The sequence below is a fragment of the Streptomyces sp. NPDC038213 genome (genome assembly GCF_055600495.1).
In genome coordinates, this window is sequence record NZ_JBVJYM010000008.1 from 224,303 (window position 1) to 238,604 (window position 14,302).

Sequence of the window (14,302 nt, forward strand, 5' to 3'; positions counted from 1 at the left end):
CGCGGGCCCCGGGGACCCCGGCGCGGACCGCAGCGCGGAGCGCGTCCCCACCGTCATCGCCGACGGGGTCCACGTCGTCTACAAGGTCCAGGGCGCGGCGGGCGGCCGGGGCAGCGCCACCTCGGCCCTGAGCCGGATCTTCTCCCGCCGGGCCGCGCCCGCGGCCCGGGAGGTGCACGCGGTCAAGGGCGTGAGCTTCACGGCGTACCGCGGGGAGGCCATCGGGCTCATCGGGAGCAACGGCTCCGGCAAGTCCACCCTGCTCAAGGCCATCGCCGGCCTGCTGCCCACCCGCGGGGGCCGGATCTACACCGACGGCCAGCCCTCGCTGCTCGGGGTCAACGCGGCCCTGATGAACGACCTCACCGGGGAGCGGAACGTCCTGCTCGGCGGGCTGGCGATGGGCATGTCGAAGCAGGAGGTCAGGGAGCGGTACGAGGACATCGTGGAGTTCTCGGGGATCAACGAGAAGGGGGATTTCATCTCCCTGCCGATGCGGACGTACTCCTCCGGCATGGCCGCCCGGCTGCGGTTCTCCATCGCCGCGGCGAAGAAGCACGACGTCCTGATGATCGACGAGGCCCTGGCCACCGGGGACGCGCGCTTCCAGCGCCGCAGCCAGGAGCGGATCGCCGAACTCCGCAAGGAGGCCGGCACCGTCTTCCTGGTCAGCCACGGGCTGGGCACAATCCGGGAGACCTGCGACCGGGTGATCTGGCTGGAGTCGGGGGTGCTGCGGATGGACGGCCCGACCCGGGAGGTCTGCGACGCGTACGAGGCCTTCGGCCGCACGTGAGCCGGCAGCGGCGCACGGCGGGGCGTCGGGGTGCGGACGCGGGCAGGGGCCCGGACCGGTGGACGGTCCGGGCCCCTGCCCGTGGGTACTGCGCCCGCCGGCGCGCCGCGGTCGGCGCGCCGGGGGTCCCGCTAGCTGTGCGTGCGCAGCAGGGTCCGCATCGTCCGCATGGCCACGGAGAGGTTGGCCAGGTCGAAGTCGTCCGAGCCCTGGATCTCCTCCAGCGTGGTCCGCGCACGGCCGATGATCGCGGCGTTGCGCTCCTCCCAGGCCTCGAAGCGCTGCTCCGGGGTGGAGGTGCCGTTGCCCACGGACAGCACCTCGGCCGTCAGGCCGGCGTGCGCCGCGAACAGGTCCTCGCGGATCGAGGCCCGGGCCATGGACTGCCAGCGGTCGGCGCGCGGCAGCTCGATGATCCGGTCCATCAGCTGCGTGATGCTCAGCCGGTCGGCGAGGTCGTAGTACACCTCGGCGACGTCCAGCGGGTCCTTGTCCGTCCGGTCGGCGATCGCGACGATGTCGAGGGTCGGGAAGGCCGAGGAGAAGCCGGCCACCTTGGCCGCCAGCTCGTCGGGGACGCCCGCCTCGGTCAGCTCGTCCAGGACCAGCTGGTACCACTCCAGGTCCGCGCCGCGCACGAGCTTGGGCAGCTCCGCCCAGACCCGGGTCACGCGCTCGCCGAAGAAGGCGATGGTCTCGGTGATCTCCAGGGGCTGCGGGCGGTTGTTGAGCAGCCAGCGGGTGCCGCGCTCGACCAGGCGCCGCGAGTGCAGGCGGATCCGGGTCTGGACGTCGGCGGCGACGCGGTTGTCCAGGCTCTCCACGGCGTCCCAGACCTCGGCCATGCCGAAGATCTCGCGGGCCGCCAGCTGGGCGCGGACGATCTCCTCCAGGGAGGCGCCCGTCTCCTCGCGCAGCCGGTGCAGCAGGGTGGAGCCGCCGGTGTTGACGGTGTCGTTCACCAGGATCGTGGTGATGATCTCCCGGCGCAGGGCGTGCGCCTCGATCTGCTCGGGGAAGCGCTCGCGCAGGGCCTGCGGGAAGTACTCGAAGAGCAGGCGGCGCAGGTACGGGTCGTCCGGCAGGCCGGTGGTGATCAGCTCGTCCGCCGTGGTGATCTTCGTGTAGGCGAAGAGCACGGCGAGCTCGGGCTGGGTCAGGCCCCTGCCGGTGTTGAGGAGCTCGCGGATCTGGCGGTCGTTGGGCAGGAACTCCAGGCTGCGGTCCAGCAGTCCGTCCCGGCCCAGGCGGCGCATGAAGCGCTGCTGGGCGTGGAGCAGGCTGGCGGACTGGGCGCTGCCGTTGGACAGGGCGGTGTTCTGCGCGTAGTTGTTGCGCAGGACCAGGCGGCCGACCTCGTCGGTCATCTCGGCCAGCAGCTTGTTGCGCTGCTTGACCGTCATGTCCCCGTCCGTGACCACGGAGTTGAGCAGGATCTTGATGTTCACCTCGTGGTCGGAGGTGTCCACGCCGGCGCTGTTGTCGATGGCGTCGGTGTTGACCCGCCCGCCGTGCTGGGCGAACTCGATGCGGCCGAGCTGGGTGAGGCCCAGGTTGCCTCCCTCGCCGACCACCTTGACGCGCAGGTCGGCGCCGTCGACGCGGATGGGGTCGTTGGCCTTGTCGCCGACGTCGGTGTGGCTCTCGCCGGAGGCCTTGACGTACGTGCCGATGCCGCCGTTCCACAGGAGGTCCACCGGGGAGCGGAGGATCGCCTGCATCAGCTCGGCCGGGGTCATCTTGGCGACGCCCGCCTCGATGCCGAGGGCCGCGCGCATCTGCGCGTTGACCGGGATGGACTTGGCGGTGCGCGGGTGGATGCCGCCGCCCGCGGAGAGCAGCGCGGTGTCGTAGTCGGCCCAGGAGGAGCGCGGCAGCTCGAAGAGGCGGCGGCGCTCGGCGTAGGAGACGGCCGCGTCGGGCTCCGGGTCGATGAAGATGTGCCGGTGGTCGAAGGCGGCGACGAGGCGGATGTGCTCGGAGAGCAGCATGCCGTTGCCGAAGACGTCGCCGGACATGTCGCCGACGCCGACGACGGTGAAGTCCTCGGTCTGGGTGTCGTGGCCCAGCTCGCGGAAGTGCCGCTTGACGGACTCCCAGGCGCCGCGGGCGGTGATGCCCATGCCCTTGTGGTCGTAGCCGGCGGAACCGCCGGAGGCGAAGGCGTCGCCGAGCCAGAAGCCGTAGGACTCCGCGACCCCGTTGGCGATGTCGGAGAAGGTCGCTGTGCCCTTGTCGGCGGCGACGACGAGGTAGGTGTCGTCCTCGTCGTGGCGCACGACGCCCTTCGGGGGCACGACCTCGCCCGCGATCATGTTGTCGGTGATGTCGAGCAGCGCCGAGATGAAGATCTTGTACGAGGCGATGCCCTCGGCGAGCCAGGCGTCGCGGTCGACGGAGGGGTCCGGGAGGTTCTTCGCGACGAAGCCGCCCTTGGCGCCGACGGGCACGATGACGGTGTTCTTCACCATCTGCGCCTTGACCAGGCCGAGGATCTCCGTGCGGAAGTCCTCGCGCCGGTCGGACCAGCGCAGACCGCCGCGGGCGACCTTGCCGAAGCGCAGGTGGACGCCCTCGACGCGCGGGGAGTACACCCAGATCTCGAAGGCCGGGCGGGGGGCCGGCAGGTCCGGGATGGCCTGCGGGTCGAACTTCATCGACACGTACGCGTGCTGCTCGCCCGCGTCGTTGGTCTGGAAGAAGTTGGTGCGCAGGGTGGCCTTGATGAGGGTGAGGAAGGCGCGCAGGATGCGGTCCTCGTCCAGCGAGGCGACCTGGTCCAGGGCCCCGTCCAGCTCCTCCAGCATGGCGTCGATCAGCTCGGTGCCCGCGGACTGGCGGCCGGGGGACATCCGGGCCTCGAAGAGGGAGACCAGCAGCCGGGTGGTGTGGACGTTGTTGCGGAGGGTGTCCTCCATGTAGTCCTGGCTGAAGGTGGATCCGGCCTGGCGCAGGTACTTGGCGTAGGCGCGGAGCACCACGGCCTGGCGCCAGGTCAGCCCGGCGCCGAGGACCAGGCTGTTGAAGTTGTCGTTCTCCGCGTGGCCCTTCCAGACGGCCGCGAAGGCGTCCTGGAAGCGCTCGCGGGCGTCGTCGCCCAGGTCGCCGTTGCCGGTGCCCGCGGGCATGCGCAGGCCGAAGTCGTAGATCCAGGCGTGCGCGCGGTCGGCGCAGCGCAGCTCGTACGGGCGCTCGTCGGTGACCTCGACGCCCAGGCGCTGGAGCACGGGCAGGACGGCGGACAGGGAGACCTGCTCGCCCTGGCGGTAGATCTTGAAGCGGCGCTCGCCGGGTCCGGCGTTGACCGGCTCGTAGAGGGACAGCGCGAAATCGCTGTCGCTGGCCTTCAGTCGCTCCAGGTGGATGAGGTCGGCGACGGCGGCGCGCGGGGAGTGGTCGGACTTGTAGCCCTCGGAGAAGGCGGAGCCGTAGTGGCGCAGCAGTTCGGCGGCGCGCTCCTCGCCGAGCTCCGCGACGAGGGCCTCCTGGAAGCCGTCGGCCCAGGAACGGGCGGCCTCGACCAGGCGGCCTTCGAGGCGCTCGACGTCGGCGTCGGTGAGGGAGGGCAGCTCGGTGCCCTGCGGGACGCGGACGACGAAGTGGATCCGGGAGAGGATCGACTCGGTGTTCCACGCGGTGAAGTCGACGCTGCTGCCGCCGAGCTCCTCCTTGAGGATGTCCATCAGCCGCAGCCGGACACCGGTGGTGAAGCGGTCGCGGGGCAGGTAGACGAGGGCCGAGTAGTAGCGGCCGTACTCGTCCTGGCGCAGGTACAGCCGCAGCCGGCGGCGCTCCTGCAGGTACAGGACGGAGGTGACGATGCCGCGGAGCTGGTCGACGGGGGTCTGGAACAGCTCGTCGCGCGGGTAGGTCTCCAGGATCTGGAGCAGGTCGCGGCCGTCGTGGCTGTTCGGCGAGAAGCCGGCGCCGTCGAGGACCTCGGCGACCTTGCGGCGGATCACCGGGACGCGGCGCACGGACTCGGTGTACGCGGCGGAGGAGAACAGGCCGAGGAAGCGGCGCTCGCCGACCACGTTGCCCTCGGCGTCGAACTTCTTCACGCCGACGTAGTCGAGGTAGCTGGGGCGGTGGACCGTGGCGCGGCTGTTGGCCTTGGTGAGGACGAGCAGCTTGTGCTCGCGGGCCTTGGCGCGGGCGTCGGCGGGCAGCCGGTTGAAGGAGGGGGAGACGGGGTGGCCGTGGTGGCCGTCCTCGTCGGCGCCGTGCTGCGGGTCGGAGCGCAGGATGCCGAGGCCGGTGCCGGGGACGGCCGCGAGGGCGTCGCCGTCGACCAAGTTGTACTCGCGGAAGCCGAGGAAGGTGAAGTGGTCGTCGGCGAGCCAGCGCAGCAACTCCCGGGCCTCTTCGAGCTCGTACTCGCGCAGGTCGGGGGCGGTGGGCTCGTCGGGCAGGCCGTCGGCGATGCGCAGCGCGGCGTCGCGCATCTTCTCCCAGTCCTCGACGGCCTCGCGGACGTCGGACAGGACGCGCAGCAGGTCGACGGTGATCTGCTTGAGGTCGGCCTTGTCGGTCTCGCGGTCGATCTCGACGTGGATCCAGGACTCGACGAGGGAGTCGTGGGGGCGCGCGGTACGGGGGCCGTAGACGTTCAGTGCGCCGGAGGCGCTCGAATCGGGGTGGCGGTCGGGCGACGGGTGGGCGCAGTCGGGGCCGAGGATCTCGATCAGCTTGCCGGTGACGTCGCGGCGGACGACGACCTGCGGGTGGATCACGACGTGGATGCCGCGGCCCTGCCGGGAGAGCTCGTTGGTCACGGAGTCCACGAGGAACGGCATGTCGTCCGTGACCACCTCGACGACGGAGTGGCTGGAGGTCCAGCCGTTCTCCTCGACGGTGGGGGTGTGGACGCGCACGTTCGCGGTGCCCTGGGGGCGGACCTCGGCGAGGCGGTAGTGCGACAGCGCGGCGCCGAAGACGTCCACGGGGTCCCGGCCCGTCATGTCTTCCGGTGCTGTGTGCAGGTAGTAACGCTGGAGGTACGAGAGCACGGTGTCCCGGTCAGGACTGCCCGCCTGCCCGGACCCAGTCGGAAGAAGTCCCCCGGCCGGGCTGTTCTCGGCTACCCGGGCCGCCCTTGCGAGCAGCTCGGCCTTTGCTTCGTCCAGCTTGGTCTGCATGTCCTCATGGCTCCTGTCGCGCGCCGTTGCGTGACGTAGGTGAAGGAAGGGATGACGTAGCGCCGCGACGCGGGGTGTCCGTTGTCGCACCCGACGCTATGCCGTAAAAGGAGAACGCCGGCACAGTTTCGGCCAAGGTCGACTCGAGTGGGGTCGACGTGCTTGACCGGCTGCCCCGGCGGCGGGTACCAGCGACGGCCCGGGCACGGAGGTGCGCCGGGCGCAGGCCGGGGGCATCGGCGCCCCCGCGGACTATCGCGCTGATCACGGGTCCAGGCTATCCCTACCTCCCCCCGGCCCGTCATGAGCTGTATGTGTACAAAACCAGGGGGGGAAGTTTGACACTCTGGACAGCGACGCGGGGCCCTTCGAGTCTCCAGTGACTATTGAGCCAGTTCGCGCGCCGTGTGAACCGCCTCGGCGAGGGAGTCCACGACGGGCACACCCGCCGTCTCCAGGCTGCTCCGGCTGTGTGAACCGCCGGTGTAGAGCACGGCCAGGGCGCCGACGTGCGCGGCCGCCCGCGCATCGTCCACGGCGTCGCCTATGAGCACCGTACGGCCCGGCTCCACCGCCCCCAGGGCCGCCATGTGGCGGACCAGGTGCCCGGCCTTGGAGGTGTGGGACGGGCCCGTGCGGCCGTCGACCCGCAGGAAGTGGCCCTCGATGCCGTGCGACCGGACCAGGGGTATGAGCCGCTCGTGCGGCGCCAGCGAGAGCAGGGACTGGGTGGACCCCTCGTCCTGCCAGCCGCGCAGCAGCTCGCGGGCCCCCTCGGCGAGGCCGGTCGCCTCCGCGTACTGCCAGTAGTACCGGTGGAAGACGTCGTCCATGACGGTCCACTCGGCGTCCGTGGGCATCCGGCCCATGAGCCGCTCGTAGAACTTGGGCACCGGTACGCAGTACAGCTCGCGGTACCGCTCCAGCGTGATCGGGTCGAACCCGAGCTCCGCGAAGGAGGCGTTGGTGGCGTCGATGACGGCGTGGATGTCGTGCAGCAGCGTGCCGTTCCAGTCCCAGACGATGTGGGCCGGTCGGCGCTCCCCGTTGGCTTTCCCCATAAGAGGACGGTACCCGCCGGGGCGGCCGTCCCTCTCCGCCTGTGGACAGAGGAGAAACGGGCGGAGGCCTCCCCCTCCTCCGCGCCCTGCCCCGCCCTCCCGCAGCTACTGCGCGATGAGGTTGGGGATCTCCTGCACGCCGAACCAGAGCAGGTCGTGGTCCTCGGCCGTCTCCACGGCGTCCTGGGCCTCCTCGTCCCCCGCGTCCGCGGCGGCCACGGCCCCGGCGGCGGCCCCGACCTCGGCCTGTACGCCGGGGTCGTCCACGTGCACCGCCCCGGCGGCGGTCAGCCGCACGGTGCCGGCCACGACCACCCGCCCGATGCCCTCCGCGCCCCCTGCATCCTCCGCGACCGCCTGGTCCGGCACGTCGACGGCGACGACCACCCGGCGGCGCGCGGCGCCCGGGTCCGCCGCGATCAGGCGCAGCGAGGCGGCGGCGGCCCGGCCGAGGGCCGCGTACTCCAGCTCCTCGAGGTCGTCCGAGACGTACCACTCGCGCAGGCCGGGGGTGACGGCGTAGGCGCGCAGCGGGCCCGGGCCCAGCTCGCCCGCCGTGTGCGCCGCGGCGAGACCGGGAAGGGTCAGGGGGACGTACACGCGCATGAGCGGCTGCTTTCCGTAGTCGGGAACGCCCTCAGGATACGTCCGGCCGTCCCCGATCGGGCCCCTGCCCCCGCCCCTGCGGACGTCCACCCGAGTCCTCTCGACCCCGCCCCTGACCAGGCAGGAAGCCGCCTCCCTCCCACTGATAGGTGAACGTGCGCGGGGCCCGCCGGGCCCCGGACGGCCGATTGCGGCGGGCCGCCCCGCCGCCGTACAAGATCCCCAAGCAAGTTACCGAGCGGTATTGCAAGGGGAGACATGACCAGGACCCGCCCGTCCGGCCGCCACGACCTGCGCCGTCCCCCGGCGGGCCCGCGCCCGCCCCGGGTGCCGCGCGGGGCCAAACCGCACTACTGGTTCGCCGAGCGGCTCCTCGCCGTCCTGACGGGCCGCCGCCCGGTCCACTGGATGCTGGGCCACACGGTCGGCGAGGCGTACGAGCAGCTCGTCGTCCTGGCCCCCGACACCCCGCCTACGGCCACGGACCCCACCCCCCTGATCCGCCACTGCGGCCTGTCGGCCCCCGCCCCCGGCGTCATCGAGGCCTTCGCCCGCATCGGCTCGGGAGACCGCGTCACGGCCATGGCCTTCCGCCTGGAACAGGGCCCGGACCTCCGCTGGCGCTGCGCCGCAGTAGAGGTCTCCCCCCACCACCCCCTCTGACCCCGCCCCGCCCACGACTGGCGGATCCCAGGCCAGCACCCCACAACCCAACCCACCCGCACCAAACCACGAGACCAGCGAAAACAAGCCCCGCCGGCGATTGAGCCGGATCCCAGGCCAGCACCCCACAACCCAACCCACCCGCACCAAACCACGAGACCAGCCAAATCAAGCCCCGCCGGCGATTGAGGCGCGGGGTCCGGGGCAGAGCCCCGGGAACGCCCCGCGCCGGGCCGGAAAACGGACCGGGGCCCGCCACCCCGAAAGGCGACGGACCCCGTCCACACGACACACACCAGCCACCCGCACCGGAACCGGCACGGAAACCGGCTACTTCTTCCGGCGCCGCCCCCCGGCCGCCTTCTGCGCCTTGCGCCGCTCGGCCCGCGTCAGCCCGTCCCCCTCCGGCACGGTGTCCGCGAAGTCGCCCTCGACGACCCCGCCGTCACCGTCGACCGTCGGAGCGGAGAAGTGCAGCCGGTCCGGCCGCTGCGGCGCGTCCAGCCCCTTGGCACGGATCTCCGGCCGGGAGTCCTGCGCCGGCACCGCGTCGGCGGCCACCGGAACCTCCTCGACCTGCTGCTCGACCTGGACCTCCAGGTTGAACAGGTAGCCGACGGACTCCTCCTTGATGCCGTCCATCATGGCGTTGAACATGTCGAAGCCCTCGCGCTGGTACTCGACCAGCGGGTCCTTCTGCGCCATGGCCCGCAGGCCGATGCCTTCCTGCAGGTAGTCCATCTCGTACAGGTGCTCGCGCCACTTGCGGTCCAGCACCGACAGCACCACGCGGCGCTCCAGCTCCCGCATGATGTCCGAGCCGAGCTGCTTCTCGCGCGCCTCGTACTGCTCGTGGATGTCGTCCTTGACGGACTCCGCGATGAAGTCGGAGGTGATGCCCGCGCGCTCGCCCGCCGCGTCCTCCAGCTCGTCGATGGTCACCTTGATCGGGTAGAGCTGCTTGAAGGCGGTCCAGAGCCGCTCCAGGTCCCACTCCTCCGCGAAGCCCTCGACCGTCTCGGCCGCGATGTACGCGTCGATGGTGTCGTCCATGAAGAAGCGCACCTGCTCGTGCAGGTCCTCGCCCTCCAGGACGCGGCGGCGCTCGCCGTAGATGACCTCGCGCTGGCTGTTGAGGACCTCGTCGTACTTGAGGACGTTCTTACGCGTCTCGAAGTTCTGGGTCTCGACCTGCGACTGGGCGGACGCGATCGCGCGCGTCACCATCTTGTTCTCGATCGGGACGTCGTCGGGCACGTTCGCCATCGCCATGACCCGCTCGACCATCTGGGCCTTGAACAGGCGCATCAGGTCGTCGCCCAGCGACAGGTAGAAGCGGGACTCGCCCGGGTCGCCCTGACGGCCGGAACGACCGCGCAGCTGGTTGTCGATACGGCGGGACTCGTGCCGCTCGGTGCCCAGCACGTACAGCCCGCCGAGGTCCTTGACCTCCTCGAACTCCGCCTTCACGGCCGACTCGGCCCGCGTCAGCGCCTCGGGCAGGGCGTGCGCCCACTCCTCGATGTGCTCCTCCGGGTCGAGGCCGCGCTGGCGCAGCTCCGCCTCGGCGAGGTCGTCCGGGTTGCCGCCGAGCTTGATGTCCGTACCGCGGCCGGCCATGTTCGTCGCGACCGTGACGGCGCCGCGGCGGCCCGCCTGGGCGACGATGATGGCCTCGCGGTCGTGCTGCTTGGCGTTGAGCACCTCGTGCGGGATACCGCGCTTGGCGAGCTGCTGCGAGAGGTACTCGGACTTCTCGACCGAGGTGGTGCCGACCAGGATCGGCTGGCCCTTCTCGTGCTTCTCCGCGATGTCGTCCACCACGGCCGCGAACTTGGCGACCTCGGTGCGGTAGATCAGGTCCGGCTGGTCCTTGCGCTGCATCGGCCGGTTCGTCGGGATCGGCACGACGCCCAGCTTGTAGATCTGGTGGAACTCGGCGGCCTCGGTCATGGCCGTACCGGTCATGCCCGACAGCTTCGAGTACAGGCGGAAGAAGTTCTGGAGGGTGATCGTGGCGAGGGTCTGGTTCTCGTCCTTGATGTCCACCCCCTCCTTCGCCTCGATCGCCTGGTGCATGCCCTCGTTGTAGCGGCGGCCGGCGAGGATACGGCCGGTGTGCTCGTCGACGATCATGACTTCGCCGTCGATGACGACGTAGTCCTTGTCCTTCTTGAACAGTTCCTTCGCCTTGATGGCGTTGTTCAGGTAACCGACGAGGGGGGTGTTCACCGACTCGTACAGGTTGTCGATGCCGAGCCAGTCCTCGACCTTCGCGACGCCCGCCTCGTGGATGCCGACGGTGCGCTTCTTCTCGTCGACCTCGTAGTCGCCGGTCTCCTCGATGCCCTTGAGGGGCTGGCCGGGCTCGCCCTTGGTGAGGCGGGTGACCAGCTTGGCGAAGTCGCCGTACCACTTGGTGGCCTGGTCGGCCGGGCCGGAGATGATCAGCGGGGTACGGGCCTCGTCGACGAGGATCGAGTCGACCTCGTCGACCACGGCGAAGTTGTGGCCGCGCTGGACGAGCTCGTCCCGCGACCAGGCCATGTTGTCGCGCAGGTAGTCGAAGCCGAACTCGTTGTTCGTGCCGTACGTGATGTCGCAGGCGTACTGCTCGCGGCGCTGGGCCGGGGTCATGTTCGCCAGGATGCAGCCCACGGACAGGCCGAGGAACTTGTGGACGCGGCCCATCATCTCGGAGTCGCGCTCGGCCAGGTAGTCGTTCACCGTGATGAGGTGGACGCCCTTGCCGGACAGCGCGTTCAGGTACGTCGGGAGGGTGCCGACGAGGGTCTTGCCCTCACCGGTCTTCATCTCGGCCACGTACCCGAGGTGCAGGGCGGCGCCGCCCATGATCTGGACGTCGTAGTGCCGCTGGCCCAGAACGCGCTTGGCGGCCTCGCGGACCGTGGCGAAGGCCTCGGGCAGCAGGTCGTCCAGGCTCTCGCCCTTGGCCAGGCGGTCCTTGTACTCGTCGGTCAGCGCCCGCAACTCGGCGTCGGAGAGGTTGACGAAGTCCTCTTCGATGGAGTTGACCTGGTCCGCGATGCGGTGCAGTTTGCGCAGGATCTTGCCTTCGCCTGCACGCATGAGCTTGTTGAAGACGGACACTGGGGCGGGTCTCCTTGCCGGTCGGGCCTGAGCACTGGTTCGTACACGGGCACGGCAGGTGGGCCCCACCGCAACGGCCATCGTAAGCGAGGACGCGGCCGCGCCGGGAGGTCCGCCGTGGCCCGAGGCCACCTGGCGCCCGGATTGAGAACGTACGGGAGTCCCCGAAGGTGCCGCCCGGCGCCCACTTCCCCCGAAAAGTGTTCGCAGGCCCGACCCCGCGGACGCCAGAATTCGTTCATGGAGCCCGTCACCCTCACGTCCGAACGCCTGGTCCTGCGCCCCTTCACCCCCGCCGACGCCGACGCGGTCTGGTCCGCCTGCCAGGACCCCGAGATCCAGCGCTGGACCACCGTCCCCTCCCCGTACCGCCGCGAGCACGCGGCCGGCTTCGTGAACCAGATGGTCCCGGACGGCTGGCGCGAGGGCTCCGACCTGGCCTTCGCGGTGTGCCCCGGCCCCGACGGGCCCCTGTCCGGCGTGGTGGCCCTGCACCGCCGCGGCCCGCGCACCTACGAGGTCGGCTTCTGGGCCGCCCGCGAGCACCGGGGCCGGGGCTACACCGCCGAGGCCGTCACCACCGCGGCCCGCTGGGCCTTCGCCGAACTGGGCTGCACCCGCCTCGAATGGCGCGCGCACGTGGGCAACACCGCCTCGCGCGCCGTGGCCGAGAAGGCCGGGTTCCGGTACGAGGGCGTGCTGCGCGCCGCGCTGGAGCAGCGCGGCACCCTGCGCGACGGCTGGGTCTCCGCCCTGCTCCCCTCCGACCTCGGCCTGCCCGCCCCCCTGCCCTACCTCCCCTCCCCCTCGGCCTGAGCCGCCTCCCGCGGACCGGCGGGAGGTCGGCGGGATTGTCAGTGCGGCCCCCTAAGGTGCGGCCATGACCCGCGCACCCGAACCCACCGTGTCCCTGTCGGCCGACGAAGCCCGCCGGATCGCCCTGCACGCCCAGGGGTACCTCGGCGCCCCGGACCGCCGCGGCGGGGTCCGGGGGATGCTGCGGCACCTGGGCTCGGTGCAGCTGGACACCATCTCGGTCCTCGCCCGCTCGCACGAGCTGGTTGCTTACGCGCGCCTGGGCGCGGTCGGCCGGAAAGCGGTCGAGGAGGCCTACTGGTCGCAGCAGCACGCCTTCGAGTACTGGTCCCACGCGGCCTGCATCCTGCCGATCGAAGAATGGCCGCATTTCGCCTTCAGGCGCCGGGCGAACCGGGCGAAGGGGCACCGCTGGCACATCCTGGCCGACAAGGACCGCTCCGTGCGGGCGGTGCTCGACCGGCTGGCCGCCGAGGGCCCGATGACCTCGACCCAGCTCGGCGGCGCCAAGAACGGCGGCGAGTGGTTCGAGTGGTCCGAGACGAAGATCGCCGTGGAGTGGCTGCTCGACATCGGCGAGGTGGTCTGCACCGAGCGGCGCGGCTGGAAGCGCGTGTACGACCTGGCCGAGCGCGCCGTCCCCGCGGAGCTGCTGCACGACTCCCTGGACGACCGGGAGTGCTGGCGCCGCCTGGTGGCCCTGGCCGGCCGCTCGCTGGGGGTGGGCACCCGCGCCGATATCGCCGACTACCACCGCCTCAAGGGGGCGCAGGTGGACGCGGTCATCGCGGACTCCGGGCTGGTGCCGGTGGAGGTGGCGGGCTGGGGCAAGCCGGCCTGGGCCGATCCGCAGGCCCTGGCCGCGGAGCCGCGCGGCCGCCACCGCACGACGCTGCTCTCCCCCTTCGACTCCCTGGTGTGGGACCGGCCGCGGACGGAGCGGATCTTCGGCTTCACGCACCGTCTGGAGGCGTACGTGCCCAAGCCCCAGCGGATACACGGGTACTTCGCGATGCCGCTGCTCTCGGGCGGCAGGCTGCTGGGCCGGGTGGACCCGGGCCGCGAGGGGCGCACGCTCGTGGCCAAGCAGGTCTCGCTGGAGTCCCCCCAGGCGGCCCGGCCGATGGCGCAGGCGCTGCGGGAGGCGGCGCAGTGGGTGGGCTGCGAGGAGGTCCGCATCGAGCGCACCGGCTCGGCGGCCGAGGCGAGCGCCCTGGAGAGCGAACTCGCCGCGGCCGGCTGACCGCCCCGCGGCTCAGCGGATCTCGAGGATCTTCTCCCGCATCGCGTAGACCACGGCCTCCATCCGGGAGTGCAGCTGCAGCTTCTCCAGGATGTTGCGGACGTGGTTCTTCACGGTGTTCTCGGAGATGAAGAGCTCCTTGGCGATGTCGCGGTTGTTCATGCCCGTGGCGACGAGCTTGAGCACTTCGAGCTCCCGGTCGGTCAGCCGGGGGGCCGGGACGAGCCGCCGCTCGTCGGTGCGCTGGATCATCGACTTGAACTCGGTGAGCAGCTTGGAGGCCATCGAGGGGCTGATCTGCGACTGTCCGTCCGCCACGGCCCGGATGGCGGTGGCCACCTCGTCCGTGGAGATCTCCTTGAGCAGGTAGCCCGTGGCGCCGGCCTTGATCGCGTCGTAGAGGTCGGCCTCCTCGTCGCTGATCGTCAGCATGATGATCTTCGCGGAGGGGGCCACCTCCTTGATGGAGGTGCAGGCCTCGATGCCGCCGCGGCGGGGCATCCGGACGTCCATCAGGACGATGTCGGGGAGCAGGTCGGCCGCCTTGTCCACCGCCTCTGCGCCGTCGCCCGCCTCTCCGACGACCTGGATGTCCTCCTCCTGCGCGAGGACGATCTCCAGACCGCGGCGGAAGAGGGCGTGGTCGTCCACGACGAGCACCCGGATCGGCTCCCCGTCCGGGCCCGGGCGGCATACCGCCCCGGAAGCGTCGTGCTGGTCCTGCACCGGCCCGAAGCTGTCCGCCATCGTTCCTCCCCCTGAAGGCCGTGGCCCCGAAGTTCAAGTGCTGCGCCAACCCGTTTCCCGAGCAGGGCGGTTGACTGCCCGCCATGATTCCATGCCCGGCTGTCCGGGTGGTGGGCATGTG

9 protein-coding genes are annotated in these 14,302 nt (G+C 71.3%); 4 read left to right on the forward strand and 5 right to left on the reverse strand.

Annotated features, from left to right (window positions below; translation table 11 throughout):
* Positions 1-55: 55 nt before the first annotated feature.
* The gene (locus tag ACZ7JZ_RS15435; protein WP_470938701.1) at positions 56-796 is read left to right on the forward strand and encodes an ABC transporter ATP-binding protein; all 741 of its coding nucleotides are present in this window, start codon (positions 56-58) and stop codon (positions 794-796) included.
* Positions 797-927: 131 nt separating this feature from the next.
* Here ACZ7JZ_RS15435 and ACZ7JZ_RS15440 read toward each other — a convergent pair whose 3' ends face one another.
* The 3 genes from ACZ7JZ_RS15440 to ACZ7JZ_RS15450 all read right to left on the reverse strand — a co-directional run bounded on the left by ACZ7JZ_RS15440 (position 928) and on the right by ACZ7JZ_RS15450 (position 7,601).
* Entirely contained in the window at positions 928-5,934 is a 5,007-nt protein-coding gene (locus ACZ7JZ_RS15440; RefSeq protein WP_470938613.1) for an NAD-glutamate dehydrogenase, read from the reverse strand.
* 383 nt (positions 5,935-6,317) lie between these two features.
* Positions 6,318-6,995 carry an HAD family hydrolase gene (locus tag ACZ7JZ_RS15445; RefSeq protein WP_470938616.1) on the reverse strand — a complete coding sequence of 226 codons (678 nt, stop codon included), beginning with the start codon at positions 6,993-6,995 and terminating at the stop codon, positions 6,318-6,320.
* Between the two features lie 105 nt (positions 6,996-7,100).
* A complete protein-coding gene (locus tag ACZ7JZ_RS15450) occupies positions 7,101-7,601 on the reverse strand; it encodes a DUF6912 family protein (protein ID WP_470938619.1) in 501 nt (166 codons plus the stop codon).
* A gap of 258 nt (positions 7,602-7,859) precedes the next feature.
* Here ACZ7JZ_RS15450 and ACZ7JZ_RS15455 point away from each other — a divergent pair, with 258 nt between their 5' ends.
* Entirely contained in the window at positions 7,860-8,264 is a 405-nt protein-coding gene (locus ACZ7JZ_RS15455; RefSeq protein WP_470938622.1) for an Rv3235 family protein, read from the forward strand.
* Between the two features lie 330 nt (positions 8,265-8,594).
* Here the strand turns inward: ACZ7JZ_RS15455 and secA are convergent, their stop codons facing one another.
* A complete protein-coding gene (secA, locus tag ACZ7JZ_RS15460) occupies positions 8,595-11,375 on the reverse strand; it encodes a preprotein translocase subunit SecA (RefSeq protein ID WP_470938625.1) in 2,781 nt (926 codons plus the stop codon).
* A 240-nt stretch (positions 11,376-11,615) separates the two neighbouring features.
* On the opposite strand from secA, the gene ACZ7JZ_RS15465 reads away from it, so the two are divergent.
* Positions 11,616-12,191, forward strand: a complete 576-nt coding sequence (locus ACZ7JZ_RS15465) for a GNAT family N-acetyltransferase (protein ID WP_470938628.1) — start codon at positions 11,616-11,618, stop codon at positions 12,189-12,191.
* Between the two features lie 64 nt (positions 12,192-12,255).
* Positions 12,256-13,434 (forward strand): winged helix-turn-helix domain-containing protein, encoded by a 1,179-nt coding sequence (locus tag ACZ7JZ_RS15470; RefSeq protein WP_470938631.1) that lies wholly within the window; start codon positions 12,256-12,258, stop codon positions 13,432-13,434.
* A 12-nt stretch (positions 13,435-13,446) separates the two neighbouring features.
* Here ACZ7JZ_RS15470 and ACZ7JZ_RS15475 read toward each other — a convergent pair whose 3' ends face one another.
* Positions 13,447-14,181 (reverse strand): response regulator, encoded by a 735-nt coding sequence (locus ACZ7JZ_RS15475; RefSeq protein WP_470938634.1) that lies wholly within the window; start codon positions 14,179-14,181, stop codon positions 13,447-13,449.
* Positions 14,182-14,302 lie beyond the last annotated feature (121 nt).